Source organism: Dyadobacter ginsengisoli DSM 21015 (assembly GCF_059568735.1).
Genome location: NZ_JCANTY010000005.1, coordinates 746,040 through 764,214 on the forward strand (window position 1 = coordinate 746,040; position 18,175 = coordinate 764,214).

Here is an 18,175-nt window from a genome sequence, read left to right on the forward strand (position 1 = left end):
ATTACTTCACAGTAAGTATGCCCGTCATCACCCTCCAATGCCCCGGAAATGAACATATAAACGGATATTCGCCAGCTTGATCCGGAGCCTTGAATTCAAGCCGGAACGATTTGCCTGAGTTCACCAACGGCGTTGCAAACAGCACATCGGGTGTTGACGGTACAAAGTTCTTTTCAAAACCATCTTTCAGACTCGCCATTGCATCTGCTGCTTCGCCTACTTTTTCGGCGGTACCCGGCTTGACAATCACAACATTATGCGGCATCAGATCGGGGTTTTCGAACACCAATGTGACAGCTCTTCCGGCAGGGACACTCAGCGCTTTTTTGTCAAAGGCCATTTTCGCTTCAATGGCTACGAGCTTTATTTCGATAGTCCCCATGTTTTCCAGCATGGACAATACATCTTTCCTGTCTTTTTCCGGAACACCATTCACCATGTTTTTCATAGCCGTAATGGCGTCCGCAAATGCCCGAGAATTCTGAATTGATTCCGGCGTGGTGCTAAGCGCTGCTATCAGATCTCTGGTTGGCTGCGTCTTAGCCTCGCTTTCCATTGTCATTCGCATCAGCAAAGGATAGGCCGTCGCAGGTGCGCTTGGGGCCAGATCTTTCACTTTTTTGTAAAAGGAAACTTTCAGGTCGACGTTCGTCAACATTGCAATTCCTGTCAGATAAGCGGCTGTTTTTTCCTGAATGGCTTTTTGCAAAGACTGGTCCGGCTGCCCGGCCGTGATCAGGGCTGCAAAACCGGTTGCCTGCATGGTCAGGCTGGTGTCCCGGCCGATCAATTGTGTTAATTCTGCCTGATTCTCTTTCAGTTCCGACGGCTTGGACGCCAGTAACAGTTTGACCAACTCTTGCTGAACGGCACTTTGCTGATTCCCTTTTCTGCTCATTTCTTCGTCGCGAATTGCATTTAACAGCACATTAACCTTGCCTGTTTTCTGAACTTTGGCCAGGCGGTTTACAGCTTCCTGCTTTTTTGCCCCGTCAATATCGGACCTGGTCAGCATCGCCGTCAGCACATCGGACGTTTGGGGTAAGGAGGCGAGTTCCTGCGCATTAGCCAATTTCAGAAGATAACGATGGGCTTGTTTCTGGTTTTCCCCAAAGCTCTTGCCTTGTTTCATACCCGCCAGCCAAATCGGTTTCAAAAACCGGAATGTTTCATGCATGGCATACTCCATATAATAATCGGTTGGATATTTGAAAATATCCGTCGCTGCGGTTACTGCCTGTTCAGAATTAAAATAGCTCAGCGCCACAATGGCCTCTATCCTAACCCGCGCTGATTCGTCATTCAGTCGGGCGCGCATCATTTCCAGCGAGCCTGGAATGCGGTCGCGCCAGTAGAGGAGCAATTTCGTGGCGGCCGCGCGCGCCTGAGGCTCTTTTGCGTGAAGCAAAGTTTTGAGAATGCCTGGTTCAACCACATTAAAATCCTGATAAAGCCACAATCCTTCCAGCAGGTTATGTTCGTATTGCGGATCATTTTTATCCAATGCGGCCACCCATTTTTTTAATTCCGGCCACACTTCCGCCGCTTTCTTTTCTCTGATCTGTGCCCGGGAACGATAGCGGAATCGGTCTTCATAGGCTTTCAGGTTATCGAGCAATTCCGGAATGCTTTGCTTTGAAACGTCGGTTACCTTAAGCGCTGGTTTGCCTTTGTAAGTAATCCGCCAAACCCGGCCATGCGATTTGTCCCGGGCTGGATCGCGCGGCGGATTTTCACCATGCGAAATCAGCGGATTATACCAGTCCACAATGTACAGGCCGCCGTCAGGGCCAAATTCAATGTCAATAGGCCGAAAATTCGGGTCTTCGGATTGAAGGATCGCTTCTACTTCCTTGCTGCCAATGCCTGAGCCGCGTGGAATGATCCGGTGCTGCTTGGTCCCCTGGAAACCAATGTTATTATTGACTAAAAAATCACCCTGCACTTCGTCCGGAAACTGTCTGCTGGAAACGATTTCGATACCCGCAGTGGGTCTCACCCGCGTTTCCGTGAACATTTCAATGCGCGGATGCTTGTCCGGATAAGTGACGTTCCCGGTCATGGGCGGAGCAAAATAATTGGAGCCGTCGGACGCGTCACCAATCAAATGCATGCCCCATTTATCAAAAACACTGCCCCAGGGATTGTAATAGGGATACGAAATGTAATGCGTGAGTTTCGCGGTCCGCGGCTCATACCGATAAGTAGCGCCGGCATAAGAGCGGATCGGGCCATAAGGCGTTTCTACCTGTGAATTCAGGAATGTCCCTTCATTGAAATACAAAGCACCGTCCTGCCCGAATGTGAACGCGTGCGTGGCGTGATGGCTGTCTTCGGAGCCAAAGCCGGTCAGAACCACTTCGCGGAGATCCGCTTTATCGTCGCCATTTGTGTCTTTCAAAAACACGATATCCGGTTCCTGGGACACGTAAACGCCGCCATCGCCAAATTCAAAACCCAGCGGAAGGTAAAGGTCGTCGGCAAAAACGGTGTGCTTATCGGCCTTCCCATCCGCATCGGTATCTTCCAGGATCACAATTTTATCATGGACGGGAATACCGGGAAAATATTGCGGGTAAGTAGGCATCGTCGCTACCCACAGCCTGCCACGTGCATCAAAGTTCATGGCCACCGGTTTTTCGATCGGAAAATCCTTTTCTGAGGCAAAGAGATTGATCTCGTAACCGGCTGGCAGCTTGAACTTATCGGTGGTCGCGGGCCACATTTTTTCGTGATGCGCATGAGCGGCCGCTTTCGCGGCTTCACCTTGCCGGCCGGTCATCGGAATGTCAGGGGTGAGCATCGGGTCAACGGGTTTTCCACGCCTATCGACGATTTCTACGGCTTTTTGATAAGCTTCGCCACCATTACTTTTCCCCATTTCCCAGATCACCGAATCCAGCGATGAGGTCATCTGGTTTATTTTCCGAAGCTCCGGAGGAAAGGCAATGACGCCAAACGGCTCTCTTCTGCGACCGTAAATATATTCGCCATTCACGGCACGCCAGCGGTAAAAAAAATGATCGTCCTTCATTTTGATCACGGCCAAAAGCTTTTTGCTGTTGTCGGTGTTCAGGTCGGGGGTTTTTCCGAAACCCAGCGATTGGCCCATCCATTCGGCAGCGAACCTGTAACCGTTCCCGGTCAGGTGAATGCCGTTGATGGTCAGCTTTTCCTGCCCTTTTTGTTTCATCTTAGCAAATGAAGGCGTGAACAGGTCGATGAAATAAAGACCTTTTGCGGAAGCTGTTTTCTGCATGGTTTTGGTATACAATTCCAGATTTCTGTTGTGCTCGGCAGGATTTGGAAAATTCACACCCAACTCTTCATGCGCGATCGGAGAGACGAGCACCAGCGCAGGGGCAGAACGACCGTTATATCGATTCTTTTGCAGGTTTTGAATGAATGCATTGAGGTCTTTCTCAAACTGCAGCAAACCGGCAGGACCTTTAAATGCTTCATTCATCCCAAAACAGAGGAAGATCATGTCTGCTTTCTGATCGTAAAGATCCTGGTTCAAGCCCTCGAAATTGAGTGCAACGGGCATCACAATGCGCTCGCCCTCGTGCGTAAAACCCTGGAATTTCACCTCCTTCTGGCCTTCGGTCAGCCTTTTCGTTTTTTCTCCAAAACCCGGAAAATTGAGCGGGCGCGGCTGTAAACCCACTTCATCCGCACTCCATCCCATGTTTCGCATGGTAAGCTGCTTACCCGGGAAGTTTTTCTGAAGTAACGTTTCGAAATAGCCATAGTGCCGCATCCGGTCTGCAAAGGTGTTGCCGAGCAGGATGATGTGGTCGCCATTCTGGGGTGCAAAGCCCGGATTAGGCGCTTGCCCGCTGACTGATTTTACAAATGCGAATGGCAAAAAAACGATGGCCAGAAGGAAATAATGAAATTTGGACTTCATAGGAAATGAGCTAAGTCAGTAAAAGGCGGTTTGCGTTACCAGCCTGTATTTTGTTTCAGGTTTGGGTTTTTCTCGATTTCGCGCTGCGGAATGGGCATGAAATACATTTTGTCCTGAAAAACATAAGGAATGCCGTCCACCGGTTTGGGCTTGTAAGTATAGTTCGCGTTTTTGGTAATGTACATGGCATTAAACTGCTTGCCATTCAGCACTTGCGCAGCGATTTTCCAGCGTCTCAAATCCCAATAGCGCTTGCCTTCAAAACTCAGTTCAATAAACCGCTCGTGCCGGATTCTTTCGCGCATTTGCACCTTGGAAAGCCCTGTCGGAAGTTGGTACGGAGCCAAACCAGCCCGCTGGCGAACAGCTTCAATGGCTGCATACACGGATGCGTCCGGCGCGGTTAATGCTTCATTTTTTGCTTCGGCATAATTCAAAAGCACCTCGGCGTAACGCAGCTCCGTCCAGTTCTGGTCGCTGCCTGCCGCCCCGTAATAGTCCTTATTGGCTTCATTCATGCCTTTTCTGATCAGGTAACCGGTAATAGTCGCATAAGGCAGGTTAATTCCGTCGATGGGCGCGCCTTCGTACATATAAATGGTGGCGCCGAAAAACGTGGCACCATTATAAAGGACGGTCGCATCAAATCTCGGGTCGCGGTTTTTGTAAGGATTGGCCGGATCGTAACCTGAGCCTGCTTCATTGATGGCTTTTCCGTTTTTCATTTCAAATGCATCGACAAACTCCTGCACCGGGCTGCGGTTGACGGCATCCTGTTTGGATTGCGAATCGGGTTGGCCCCAAGAATCCCAGCCATGTTCGCGGAATGGTTTCTGAAACTGCACGCTGAAAATCTCTTCCTCATTGTTTTTATCGAGCATAATGTTCCGGAAGTTGCCGTGCAGCTTGTAATTGCCGCCATCCATTACTTCCTTATTTACCTGTGCCGCTTTTTGCCAGCGCGCCACATCGCCCGCCGGATTGTATAGCGCGCTCGCCCAATAAGTCAGCACGCGGCCCAAAAAGGCTTTGGCCGAATGCTTATTGGCTTTTCCGACATCCACGGCACGGCTCCCGTGCGTTTCCGGGAGAAGTGTAACGGCTTCTTCCAGTTCTTTGATGACAAAATCAAAACTCTCGTCGGTCGATTGTCTGGCCACAAAAAGATCATCGTCAAGTCCTTGTGGTTCAGTGATGATTGGCACGCCGCCATAGCGCTTGATCATATTGAAATAGAGCATCGCACGCAGGAATTTTACCTGTCCTTTGAAATTTGCTTTTTGCTCCTCCGCTATATCCGCTTCATCAATTTTATCCAGAAACATATTCGTCTTTCTGACAGGCCCGTAAGCCCAGTATTCCATGGGATTATTGTCCGGAAACCATTGGCCCTGAACCACATTCCGCGGCCCGCCGCCCCAATAACAGCGCGATTCGTCGGTAATGTTATCATACAGGTTGCGCTCAAATGAAGGCACGTCCAGATACATATTGTTTACAAAAAGCTGGATCAGCGCCGGATCCTGGAAGATGTTTTCCTCGGGGATCGAATCGGTTGCCTGGCGTTCGAGGAATTCATCATTGCATGCCGTGGTCATAAGGATCATTACAACCAGCAGTGTTTTGGCAAATATTTTTGTCATGACAGTAAACATTAACTGATTAAAAAGTAAGGTTCAGGCCGAGGTTCAGCGTGCGTTGCTGCGGATAGTAGGTACCGGTGGTATTCTCGATCTCAGGATCGAACATTTTCATTTTTGACCACACAAAAAGATTGGCTCCCGAGAAATAAACCCGCACATTGCGGACACCGATTTTCTTAACCAGATCCGAAGGCAGCGTGTACCCAAAGTCGATAGACCTTAACCGGATATAGCTTGCATTCCGGAGATAGAGACTGGATGTCAGTGAGTTATTGGGATTAGGTCCTTCCCACGGCCTTGGATACAAGGCGTCCGGATTTTCCGGCGACCAGTGATCCAGCAAGTCTACATAAGTGTTGCGCGATCCACCCTGGAAAAAGTCCCGCGCGGCACCGTAAAGCACCTGTCGCACGCGTCCGGCCGCCTGAAAAAGTACATTCAGATCAAATCCTTTGAGCGACCCTCCGAAGGACAATCCGCCGATCACTTTGGGCACATTGTTGTCCATTGATATAATAGTCAGATCATTAGCATCCACTTTCTGATCGCCGTTAATGTCTGCATATTTCACATCACCCGCTTTTTGTCCTCCGTTAAACTGCGGCAGGTAAGCCGCCACTTCTTCGTCTGTCTGGAAAAAGCCCAGCGCTTTATAACCTGTAATAAAGCCCAGCGGACGGCCGGTTTGCAGCAGGTAATCCGGTGTGTTGGCGGGTTCGTCCAGGGTGATCACTTTGCTTTGCGAGAAACTCCCGTTCAGTTTTACAAAATATTTCAAAGCCTGAAAACTGTTCTGATGGCTCAGCATGAACTCGATGCCTTTGTTGTCCACTTTGGCGTAGTTTTCTGCGGGCAACTGCGCGCCCAGTGTCCCCGGGATGGAGCGGATACGCGTACGGAGAATGTTGGAAGTTCTTTTGTAAAAAAGGTCGATTTCAAACTGGAACTTCCCTTTCCAAAGCGAGCCTTCCAGGCCTACATCCGAAACCGAAGCCGTTTCCCAGGTCACATTCGGATTGGGCAAAATGCCCGGCGCAATGCTGGAAAGGCCTTCCGTGCCCGATACAATGGTGCCAGACGGGTTGTATACCTGCGAATACTGGAATGTGGGGTTTCTTAGCAAGTAGCCCGTGTACACATTGCGGTCGTTGCCCACGACGCCATAGGAAGCACGCAGTTTGAGGTTATCGAGGAATGACAGCGCAGTGCTGTTTTTGAGGAATGGCTCTTCAATAATCCGCCATCCGGCAGAGACCGCCGGGAAAAAGCCATATTTCTTGGAAGCCGGGAAAGCCACAGAGCCATCTCTTCTGAATGATGCTTCAAACAGGTAACGCTGCTGAAAAGTGTAATTTACCCGGGCAATGGCACCGCGCCGACCGTCGGTGAACGAGCCGCCGTTGGCATCTTTCTGACTTTCCCCACCATAGAAAAACTCGTCCAATCCCTGTGCCGGAAAATTGGTGCGGAAACCGTAAAAGTTATTGCCTTTCGCATCGAGTTGTTCGAACAGGAGCAAGCCGCCGAATTCATGCGCTCCAAAATTTCGGGAATAGTTCAGCGAAGCATTCAGTGTGGTCGTATTGTATTCGTTGAATGATTGCGTTAATGCCGTTTTGCCATTCCAGCCGCCGTAGGGATAAATTTCCAGTGTGTTGCCATCGGCGTCCTGGCGGTTCATGAAAATGGGCACATTGTAATGCTTGTTATTGGCATATTCCCGGCCAAAAGATGCGCGCCCCAAAACGGACAGGCCTTTTACAAAAGGTAATTCGTGCTTCACCGTCAATGTGGCCTGCAGAATGTTGTTGCGCATGCGGTTATAACCCGTTTTGATCTCCTCAACCGGGTGCTGCTCGCGGGTGTAGAAAATGGTGCCGTCGGGATTGTAAGCCTTATCCAGCGGATAGGCAGCCACAATGTCGTCAAAAATGAATTCCGGTGCATAAGCACTTTGGTTGGTATTTCTGGCGCTTGCGTCAATGTCAGCGGAAATGGTCAAGTTCTTATTGACTTTCGCATCCACATTGGTCCGGATGGAATAGCGCTGAAAATTAATGCGGTCGTACATCCCGTCCTGATCCAGGTAGCCCAGCGAAAGAAAATAACGAATGGCATCCGAGCCGCCACTCACGCTCAGATTCTGTTGCGTTTGAAAAGACCGTTTTTTCAAAGTATTACCATACCAGTCATATTCGGGAAGCACACCCGTGCGTATGTCCTCCAACTGCTGATCCGAGTATTGGATCGGCTTGCCGAGATTCTGTACCGCCTTGTTTTTAGTGACTGCATATTCATAGGCACTCAACACCCGGGGATATTGGGTAGGCTGCTGGAAGCCCGCAAAACCGTTATAGTTGAATGTCGGCTTGCCGGTTGCGCCCCGCTTGGTCGTTACCAATATCACGCCATTGGCCGCTCGTGAACCGTAAACCGCGGTTGCCGAAGCGTCTTTTAATATAGAAATACTCTCCACTTCATTGGGATCAATCTGGTCAAATGTCCGGATAATGCCGTCGACGACGATCAATGCGCTGTTGTCGCCAAATGTGCTGGCCCCCCGGATGGAAATGGACGAACCCGCACCGGGCTTTCCGTTCCCATTCACTGCAATCAAACCCGGAAGCCTTCCAACCAGCGAATTGGTGATGTTGGTAGCGGGCGTTTTCAAAAGTTCTTCGCCTTCCACCGAAGCAACCGAGCCGGTCAGGTTTACCTTTTTCTGCGTTCCGTACCCGACGACCACCACTTCCTGTAATGCTTTCAAATCGTCCTTCATTACAATTTCCATCGTACTCCGGTTGCCCACCGCGACCTCCTGGCTTAGGTAACCTACATAGGAGAATATGACCGTATGCTCACCGTCGGGGATGCTTACTTCGAAATTCCCTTCGGTATCGCTCAATGAGCCGCGCTGCGTTCCTTTTATCACAATGCTCACACCGGGCAACGGCGTACCTTTTTCATCTTTCACGGATCCTTTTATGGTCTTGTCCACCGGCTTTTGCTCTTCCGTTTGCTGAGGGCTCAATGGTTTCAAATTAGAAATGATGCTCAGCACAAGCTGGTTTCCCGAGACTTCGTAGCCGATATTCAGCGGCTTGAATAGCGATTCGAGAACCGTATTAAGCGGCTCATTGCGAACATGCAAAGTCACCTTATTCTCAACAGGGATCACCTGCGGACTGTACATGAATCGCACGGCTGCCTGACGGCTGATCTGCCGGAGCACCACACTCATTTTCTGATCATCCAGATCCAGTGAAATCCGACGGTTCAGTAATTCCTGCGCCCGGCTGTCATTGGCCACAACCAATGAGGTACACAGGACAGACAGGATCAGCTGATAAATTGACATGCGCATGATTTTGAGTAAAATCCTGATCGGTTTCGTACTAATTTTCATAGATTTGTATGTATGCTTTTTTGGAAAAATGAGGTACAAACATCCCCTGTTCCGGTTTTAGCGAACCGGATTATTAATGGGAATTAAGAAAGGGGAAAAGACAGGCCGGGGATGTTACAGCATCTTCGGCTTGTTTGTTTTTACGTCAGGGCGGACGGCTGGGCTGGCTCATGAATGTTTTTTTAGGGTTTAGGATAGTGTCATGTTTACCTGCACGAGCTTCCGTGAATGACAATTTGCCCGTCAATCAGTTCATAGCGTGCTTGTATAGCCTTGCATATCATGCCGAGTTTTTCAAACAATGACTCCTGGCCCAGTTCTGCGGTGAGCTGGCACCCGGCCATCAGGTCGGCGTCGTAAATGATCTGTACTTCGTATCGTTTCTGGAGTGATTCGAAAACCTTTGCAACCGGGGCGTTTTCAAAAATAAGGTTCTGGCTGGTGACGTCTGCCGGGCCGACCTGCGAAGGATTTTCGATCAGGGACCGCTTCATTTTCTGGTCGTCGCGATGATAAACGACCTGCTGGTTTGGCAATAATACGAGCTCGTTCTTCTCAGGTTCCTGCGTTTTGTTTTGTGCAGTATTGGCAGAAACGGTGACTCTCCCCGTTTTGACTACAACCCGCACATCTTTGTCCTGATCAAATGCTTTTACCGTGAAACTGGTGCCCAGAACGGTGGTGACGATATCGCTGGTGTAGACCTTGAATGGACTTTCCGGGTTTTTGGTAACTTCAAAGAATGCTTCTCCGTTCAACAAAACCTCGCGCTCCTTTTTCACAAAAGTGGCCGGATACCGGATCTTGCTTTCGGGCGAAAGTCGTACCGAACTGCCATCAGGCAATGCTATGGATTTTGTACCGGTTTCATTATTAACCACCTCGATCCATCGCTCATTTTTCCCTTCCTGTAACAACTCGTGGCTGACCTGCGGCTCACCTGTCCTGACTGGCAGCTGTTCGTAAAAATAAAACGCGACGGCAAGGCAGGTTAAGACCCCTAATGCGACCGAAAAGCGCCCAAGCCAGCCATTGGCCGGTTCGGCATACTGCAATTCTTCCGTTGCAGATTTCCTTGCCGAGGACAGGCGTTGCAATTCATGTTGCAATTCATCCTCGCTCAGATAGTCCTGTGCATAATGAATTTCGGAGATCAGCTCTTTTGCGTTAGCGACAATGCCGGCCCGATCCGGATTATTGCGGATCCAGTTTTCCCAAAAAGCATTATCGGCGGGTTTTTGATGCAGCACCCACCTGCAAAAAGCCTCGTCGGCCAGGAAATCTTTGATATCGTATCGTGCGTAATCCTGCATTTTCCGTTTTCATTGGACTATATAATGAAATAGTAAGCCCTTGAAAGCGGATACTCTTTTTATGATAAAAATTTTAGAAATAATTTTAATTAAAAAAGATCAAGAAGGAATAACACCTTTCAAAACGTTGACTATGAGTTCAATATACCAGAAAAAGCATTACAGCCAAACAGGAAAATTAATTGAGGAATGATCTTCGAAAATGAAGGCAGATCGTTTTTCAGCTGGCTGATCGCCCGGTAAATGAAGTTGGATACGGTCTGTCGCTCGATCTCCATCACTTTGGCGATCTCGTCGTTAGACAAACCTTCATAAAATTTCAGGAAAACCACCTCCTGCTGACGTCTGGGCAGGCGATTGATCGCGTTACGGATCTCGCGTTCTTTCTGCGACATGGATTCGGAGCTGATCAGCATCGTTTCCACGGTCAGGTTGTCTGTAAAACCTTCACAGCTGGCAGCAATATCAGCGGAATCGTCGAGGCGCATATTCACTTTCAGCTTCCGCAAAAGATTATTACGCAATGCGCATATGAGGTACACGGTGACGTACGAAGTGTCGGTAAGGCGAGTTCTGCGATACCATAATTCCAGAAACAGGTCCTGAATGCAATCCTTGATCAGCTCAGTGTCTTTCGTAAATTTTGTAGCATAATTAAACAGGAGCCGGTAGCGGCGCCTGGCGAGCTCGTCAAAAGCATGCTCATCGTTCTGGCGAAAACGGTTCCACAGATCGCCCAAATGCGGCTCATCCTCGGGAACTGGTGTGGATTTCCTCATTTGAGCACCATTGAATTATGATATTTTTACTTTCAATATTCTTATTATTATTTAAGGAAGTTATCCTGTACCGTCCTGCATGCGGGCGGCGTTTGGGTTCACGCGTTGTGGCTACCGGTAGAGAGATACCTCGCAACCGAATTGTGCATCAACGAGCCGGATACACTGACCTTATTTTTTGGGTACCAGTTTTATCTCTCTTAAATCCAGTAATGCGCCGTTTTTGAAAGGCGTCGCAGCCCTAAATACGATTTTGTGTTTGCCCGGTGTAAGGTATATTTCGCCTATTCTCTTTTCCTTAAAAATCTCCCAGGACCCGCTTTTCCCAACATTCCCCGTGATTTTCTTGCCATCCACTTCGAACAAAAATGGTTTCCCCGCCTCTTCATCGGAAACGGACCATTCCAGTAAGACTTCGTAATTTCCCTTTTGAGGTACTTCCAAATCCCAGGTCACCTTATCTTCCCCGGCAAACCATCCGAAGGCTTTCCATTCGGGCATGTATTTAATTCCCGGCCCGGTCCCTACTCCTGCCTGGGCATGCAGGGATATGTTTCCTTTTTCGTCTGGGTGAACCATTGCGCCATGCTCCGGAGCGGGAGTTTTCCCGCTTCTGGCGGTCAGAACATATCTCGCGACCGCACTTACCGGCGCGATCCAGATTCCGTTCTTTGGATCTTGCGCATATTGGATAAGCTTTCTGAGCATGGAGATACGGGTGGTTTGCGGACCGTTTTCACCCATTTCATGCCCTGCAAGTATAAGCCACTGGCCATTGGCCCTCGCCTGTTCGATCATCGGGAGAATCTCTTCAAAGTCCTTTCCGTCCATCTCCATACCTGTCAGTTGCGCCATATCGCAGAATTCGGGAGCGTTGGGACCTTCGTTGCGCCAGCCACGCCCGGTCGCGAAAAGGTCCGCCACCACGGGTACATAGCTTTTGGTATTGGTCCCCCTACCCACAAATGTGTTACCGCAAGGATAAGCAAAAGCCTCGCACTTCACACCCAATAAATTGAAGATCTGCGTATTGGCTTCTGCCAGCTCGGCATACATGGTTTCCTGGGTATAGTCTTCCAACGCCTTGGCGCGCGACCAGGGAAAATTTCCGGTACAGGGATGATTTATTGAATGATTAGCAATTTCCTGACCTGCCGCAACGGCCTTTTTCCAGTTTTCCAGCTGCCCCTTCACTGCGGATGGAACCACGTAGAACGTGCCTTTGACATTGTATTCATTCAGGACGGGAATTCCGGTAGTGGCCTGGCTTCCTCTCGCATCGTCAAAGGAAAGACTGATGGCGATTTTTTTACCTTCCGGCCAGGCAAATGCAGTTTTTTGCGCCAGCCCGGGTTCGGTGCGAATAAATAGTATTCCTGCAAGAAACAGAAGTAAGAAGCTTTTGGAAAGTCTCGGCGCCATTTTGAACATTATTTGAATAGGGATTAATGCATTCAATGTTATCGGGGATTTTTCATTTCGCCCTGTAAATAGTCGATCACGCTATCGGTAAGATCTTTTGCCGCGGAAGGCGAGTAAGGAGAAACAGTCGGCTCATATCCACCATATTTAAGCTCCTCCTCCGTGAGCAGATAGCCGAGCCAGCCATTGGTGTATCCAAAATAAAACGTGTGCGGGAAAGGGGAACGGTCGCGGATCTCGTTCGAAATTTCGCAGAACAATTCCAGCGGAGCTCCCCATATAGCCAGCTCTTCATTGATCTTCAGAAAGCGCACCGGGAGTTTGACCAGATTAACACCGGCTTTGTTGGTGCGCGTAAAGGCGGCGAGTTCGTCCGGCCAGCCTAGCCCCGCTTTCCTGGGTGTTTCCACGGTAATCGCGGAAGACCTTAGCTTAATATCGGAAGTGGTTGCAGTAAGTGCCTTATTCGCGTCGAGAATCTTGTCGCCCAGGAGCACCTGAAACTGAGCAAGATGCCCGGCACCGGGACTCGGATATACACTGTAAATCGGCGCGATGTTCCCTGCTGCCCCATTGATATACAACAGCGGCACACCGGTTTTGCTTTCCACATATTCTGACACCACCCCCGGCGCATCCCCGCTGATTTCTAAATTGGCGCCGCCCATAACCGTACCGTGCATGGCGTAGTTGGCGATCAGAGCCATCGGGCTACCGTCTGCTTTTTCAAGGCGGAGCAATCCGATCCGGCGGTCGACAGGGCCATCGGGGTTCATGCCCAGTGTGGTGTTCCCGTCGGAAAAGCGTGCCCGACGATTGATATTCGCCTGGGCAAAGCCCCAGCCAATTCCCAGTTTTGCGGGCGCAAGGTTTTTACGGGCTTCCGCAATGCCGTCGATCAGCTTTTGTTCCACCATAGCCGTATAAGTCTTGTCGTATTCGTGCTTATATCTTTCTCCGAGAAAGATGACGGGCAAGCCGGGAGCGCCGACTTCGGGCGCGGAATGTGTGTGGGTAAAAGTCCACCAAAGGTTAACAGGACTCACCTTCTGCTCTTTTAAAAGGCGGGCGGCAACTTTGTCGTATTCGGATGGAGATACGAGGCAGATGTCGGAAGAAACGATGAAAAATTGCGTCGTGCCATCGTCGAGGGCGATAATGCGGTGATAAATCTTATCATGCACGCCCGTGGATTGCCTGGCCTGGTAACCCAGCAGCATCTGCGGATTATCGGGTGTGATGTCAACTTTTACAACTGCCGCCCGAAAAACTCCCGCGCATACATCTGCGCCGAAGATCTGGCATAGCAGGAAGAGCGCCATCAGGTTGCAATGTAATGTCTCCAAAAAATTTTTGTGTTGGTAATTCATGATGATTTTGGGTTTAGGAATACGCCATTTTGTAAAGAAAAGCCCCTATTTACCTTGTTTCAGAAAGACCAGCAGGTCGGCCATATCCTCGGGGGTGATCTGGCTTTCAAGTCCCGCCGGCATTACCGACATCCCCAGCGCTTTAAGCGATTTGATGTTCTGCCGGGCAATAACTGTCTCTTGTCCGCCATAATTCCGGATGGTCAATGCTGATGGTGTTTCTGTGGCGATCAGCCCCTGGATGGCCTCTCCTGATTTCATTTCCACTGACCAGATATCATAGCCGTCGGCGATCGATTGATTGGGATTGAGAATATCGCCCATAATTGACTCTGGTCGCCGGTTACGGATCGTGCCCAGATCGGGGCCGTAAGGCGTACCGGCTGTGCCGCCGATCTGGTGACAGGCCGAACAGTTGTTGCTAAACACCCGTTTCCCTTTGTCTGCGCTTCCTGCCATCGATAACGCCGGGGTATATTTTTTGATGATCTCTTGCCGGCCGTCGTCTTTTTTTGTGAGCAATGCGCGGGAACGGCTTTTCAGTGCTGCATTTCCCTGGGCCATCAATCCCACGCTGCGTGGCCAGCCGATGCTGGAAGGGTCGATGATCTTTTTTTCAATGGCATCCAGCAGCAGTGTCACCCGGGCATCATTACCCATAAAAGTATTGATAGCAGCATTCCGCACATCCGGGGTGAGAGACGGCCATTGTACCACAACAAACTCACTAACCGTTACATCGGGAATGGAAGCCAGCGTATGGAGTGCTGCAAGCTGCACAGCGGTGGGCTCCGTAGCGGAGATGAGTTGTTTCAGGAGCTCCGTATGTTTTTTCGGGTTATCCAATGCCAGAAAATGAATGGCGGCAATTCTGCTTCCCGGGGGAGATTTTTTATTGAGTGCTACCCGGGCCGACTTCTCCATAGCAGTTTTGCTGGAAGGTGTCGCGGGCAGGCCCGTAATGCGCAACAATTGGATGCTGCCCTGACGTATTGCCACAGAGCCGTTGTTCAGCGCGGCATTGACTAAAAGATTCTGGTCAGCTTTGAGTGCTGCCCAAGCTTCCTTGTTATTTTTTAATCCCTGAGCAAGCCCCCGCAATAAAGCAGCCTGCCAGCCGGAATGAGTACCGCTTTCTGGCTGCAAGGACTTTTTAACTGCCGACCGGATCTCTTCCGAAGTTCCCCCGGCGCCGGTCATATTGCTCAACCTCTCCACCAGTGCTGAATAGGCGGGTTGGCTTTTTTCAAATCGATCCAGAACCGCATTTAATAAATTACTCTTGGCCGAAGGAGCAGCGGAAAGCGCAGCGATCTGCATCCATGGATCTTTTATGTCCCGGAACAACAACTTCTCCCTGGCCTGGGCTGACTCTCGCGTATCAATTGAACCCAGGGTACAAAGCAATTGAAAACGGACTTTGGCATTTCCGTCGTCCTGCAATGCATAAAGTGCATTTCGTATTCCGGCGTCACCGGCAAAAGTTTCGGACAATTTCACGGCATTTTCCCGCACCCCGGCAACCTGGTCTTTTAATGCGCTGATGATAACCGATGGTTTCAACAGGCCAAGTCCTTCCAATGTCCACAGCGCGTGCAGTCTGCCGACAGGGTCTTTCCCCGAAACAACCATATGTTCAAGTGCAGCCGCCTCGCCGGATGCATTGCGGTCGATCAGCAAACGTTGGGCGTTGCGGCGCCACCAGATGTTCGGGGCAGCCAGTCTTTTCAGCAGTTGCGCATTACTCAGGTCCGCCGATTTCAGCTCTTTTGACAGCGAATAGGGTTTGGTCCCTTTTGGCGTAATCCGGTACAGCCTGCCTTTGTCGATACCATTATACAATGCGCCGGATTTCACCGCATCCTCCGCCATCCATTCAGGATGCTCGATGATTTGCCGGTAATAATCCACCACGTACAGCGCACCGTCGGGCCCTGTATACATATTGACCGGCCTGAACCACGCATCCGTCGACGCAAGGAATTCTTTATTCTGATAAACGCGGCTGCCCGTAAACGTGGCACCATTTTCACGAAGTACATCCGCGTGTATGATGTTGCTGACCGGCTCGGCCACGAAGGCTATACTATCGAAAACTGCCGGAAAAATCCCTCCCTGGTACACCGTCGTCCCACAGGCGGAAGTAAATACGCCCACGTCTGTCAGCAGCTGATTTTGCGGGTTTTGTGTAATCGGGAAGACCTCTGCGGCTGGCCCGTGATCTGAAACGGATTGAGTGGCATTGGAAACCAGCAGGCTTGGATTCCTGTTGAGATATGCCGCTGATATGACCTGATGAATCAGGTGATTGGCATTGCTGACGAGCATATAATGTCCCCAGGCATCAAACGAATGACCGAACTGTGTATTGGCCGACAGTATTTCCAGGCCGACTCTATCCGGTCGCATCCTGACGCTACGCCCGCGGGCGTTGTCGGGGAGACGCGGACTGTCTTTTTTCCCCGGATAATATACATCACCTCCCCTGTCGCCAAATTCACTTTTGAAAGTCTGCGTAGATACAGCGGGTTCATGACCCAGGTAAATCCAGTTGTCAAGTCCCAGAATGGGATTGTTCAGGTTATGCTGAGGGTTGGATAAAGCAAAACCGGTGATCAGCGTATCCTTTAGATCCGCTTTGCCATCATTGTCGGTATCTTCTAGGTACAATACATTTGGAGCGTCGGTCACAATAATTCCCTTTTTCCATCTCATGACACCGGTAGGAAGCATGAGCCCTTCGGCAAAAACCTTGCTATCATCCATTTTACCATCGCCGTCCGCGTCGCTCAGCAGCTTGATTTTGCCCGAGCCGCTTTTGTCGAGCGGATAGCCATGCATTTCCACCACGTACATCCGGCCATATTCGTCAATCTCCATAGCCACAGGGTCGGCGATCAGCGGTTCGCTGGCAATCATTTCGATCTGAAAACCTTCGGCTAACTGAAATGTGGCCAGCGCCTGGTCCGGAGGCACCTCGTGGGAAGATTTGGTTTTCAGGTTATTGCTCATAGCTACCAACAGGCAACACATGAGCGATCCGGTAAAGAGTTTAGGAGTAGTAAAGAAATTCATTGAGTACATCGGGACAAAAAAGACGTCATTATTGATCCAATCTTTGAAAAAAAGCAGCAGTTCACGGTTCACGCAGGCTTCCTGCCTGAATGCGTATTGGTCACCATCAATTTCAGGGAACCCAAACGCCTGCCCTCACCCCGAATGTGTTTTTGAAGACGGCGACGAGCATTGACTTTGTCTCTGCTTTTATGCCGGATCTTGACTGCTACGAAGTTGGGCCAACACTATCCCGATCATTGTAAAAAAGTAGCGATCTCCGGTTACTTTCTGCCAGCGTTTTAGGTCAGTTGGTACAATTCAAATACTGAATTGTACATGATGCGGGCTACTATGGTTTTGCCATAACGGGAAACAAATTGGTTGTTACCGTTCTCTCATTGAAAATCCGAAAGACTCTGGCATCCATAAAGATACCCACGTCGACTGATAAAAGCCATTGACGTATATGCCTTAAAGTTGTAAGCTAACAAAACCTCCTATTGGTATTTGGCCTCATTATCCTTGATTGATCGAGAAGATTTAGCAGCCACAGCATTACGCTATTTATTTGAAGCACCCAGCTATTGTCTTTGCTGATCGCGAAGTTATCTTTCAGAACAGTTCAGGGATTATCACGCCAAAAAGCGGTCTAAAATTTCGCATTTCTGCGATTTTAATGGTTTTGAGTCAAACTTAAAAGCTAACCATTTTTTGGCTTTGCGACAATGCTTACCTAAGCAATATAATTATTTGAACAAATGTTAGCATTTGTTCAAATAATTAAGTTTGGCCCCTTGTCAAAATTCACTTTGTTTAATACATTTCATTTATTAAATGCTTGCTGGTTTTGGCAGTTTGATTAGAAAACCAAAATTCCAGCACCAAAACGGGTCATTCGTCGCAAGACCGGATTGGCAAACGGGTACGATTTCACACACCACAACTTAGGATAAATAATAGTTGGTTTGATCAATAATTGCAGGGAAAATGCAAACCCGGCAAGTTTTTTCATTGATCAAATCTGATTTTCTACCGAGCGTTCCATCACGATGAAGGCGCGGTGGAAGCAAGATCATAGTGCCAACGGTAAGACATTTATTTTGGCGCCGCATTAAACTGATATTTTACTCAACGTTAACCTTTATATCATGTTACTATCAAACAGCCTCTTCATTGACCTTCATGGTCATGTCCTTCTACTGATCCGAGAGTCGCCCCTGGCAACATAGTTGGCTCTCCTGTAACTCTCTTTTGGCATCGGTTAGCCGGAAAATG

General features: G+C 49.4%; 8 protein-coding genes. All 8 read right to left on the minus strand.

Annotation, left to right across the window (positions count from 1 at the left end; all coding sequences use genetic code 11):
* Nucleotide 1 precedes the first annotated feature (1 nt).
* The 8 genes from BP71_RS21650 to BP71_RS21685 all read right to left on the minus strand — a co-directional run bounded on the left by BP71_RS21650 (nt 2) and on the right by BP71_RS21685 (nt 16,918).
* On the minus strand, nt 2-3,910 hold the full coding sequence (locus tag BP71_RS21650) for a PVC-type heme-binding CxxCH protein (RefSeq protein WP_496383056.1): 3,909 nt from the start codon (nt 3,908-3,910) through the stop codon (nt 2-4).
* A 35-nt stretch (nt 3,911-3,945) separates the two neighbouring features.
* Nucleotides 3,946-5,553: a RagB/SusD family nutrient uptake outer membrane protein gene (locus BP71_RS21655; protein ID WP_496383058.1), complete on the minus strand. Its 1,608-nt coding sequence runs from the start codon at nt 5,551-5,553 to the stop codon at nt 3,946-3,948.
* Nucleotides 5,554-5,572: 19 nt separating this feature from the next.
* Nucleotides 5,573-8,959: a TonB-dependent receptor gene (locus BP71_RS21660; RefSeq protein WP_496383060.1), complete on the minus strand. Its 3,387-nt coding sequence runs from the start codon at nt 8,957-8,959 to the stop codon at nt 5,573-5,575.
* A 206-nt stretch (nt 8,960-9,165) separates the two neighbouring features.
* Nucleotides 9,166-10,272 carry a FecR family protein gene (locus BP71_RS21665; RefSeq protein WP_496383062.1) on the minus strand — a complete coding sequence of 369 codons (1,107 nt, stop codon included), beginning with the start codon at nt 10,270-10,272 and terminating at the stop codon, nt 9,166-9,168.
* 131 nt (nt 10,273-10,403) lie between these two features.
* Nucleotides 10,404-11,051: an RNA polymerase sigma factor gene (locus BP71_RS21670; protein WP_496383064.1), complete on the minus strand. Its 648-nt coding sequence runs from the start codon at nt 11,049-11,051 to the stop codon at nt 10,404-10,406.
* Between the two features lie 171 nt (nt 11,052-11,222).
* Nucleotides 11,223-12,473 carry a polysaccharide deacetylase family protein gene (locus tag BP71_RS21675; protein WP_496383066.1) on the minus strand — a complete coding sequence of 417 codons (1,251 nt, stop codon included), beginning with the start codon at nt 12,471-12,473 and terminating at the stop codon, nt 11,223-11,225.
* Between the two features lie 38 nt (nt 12,474-12,511).
* Nucleotides 12,512-13,843 (minus strand): neutral/alkaline non-lysosomal ceramidase N-terminal domain-containing protein, encoded by a 1,332-nt coding sequence (locus BP71_RS21680; protein WP_496383068.1) that lies wholly within the window; start codon nt 13,841-13,843, stop codon nt 12,512-12,514.
* Nucleotides 13,844-13,888: 45 nt separating this feature from the next.
* Nucleotides 13,889-16,918 carry a PVC-type heme-binding CxxCH protein gene (locus BP71_RS21685; RefSeq protein ID WP_496383070.1) on the minus strand — a complete coding sequence of 1,010 codons (3,030 nt, stop codon included), beginning with the start codon at nt 16,916-16,918 and terminating at the stop codon, nt 13,889-13,891.
* Between the last annotated feature and the right edge of the window lie 1,257 nt (nt 16,919-18,175).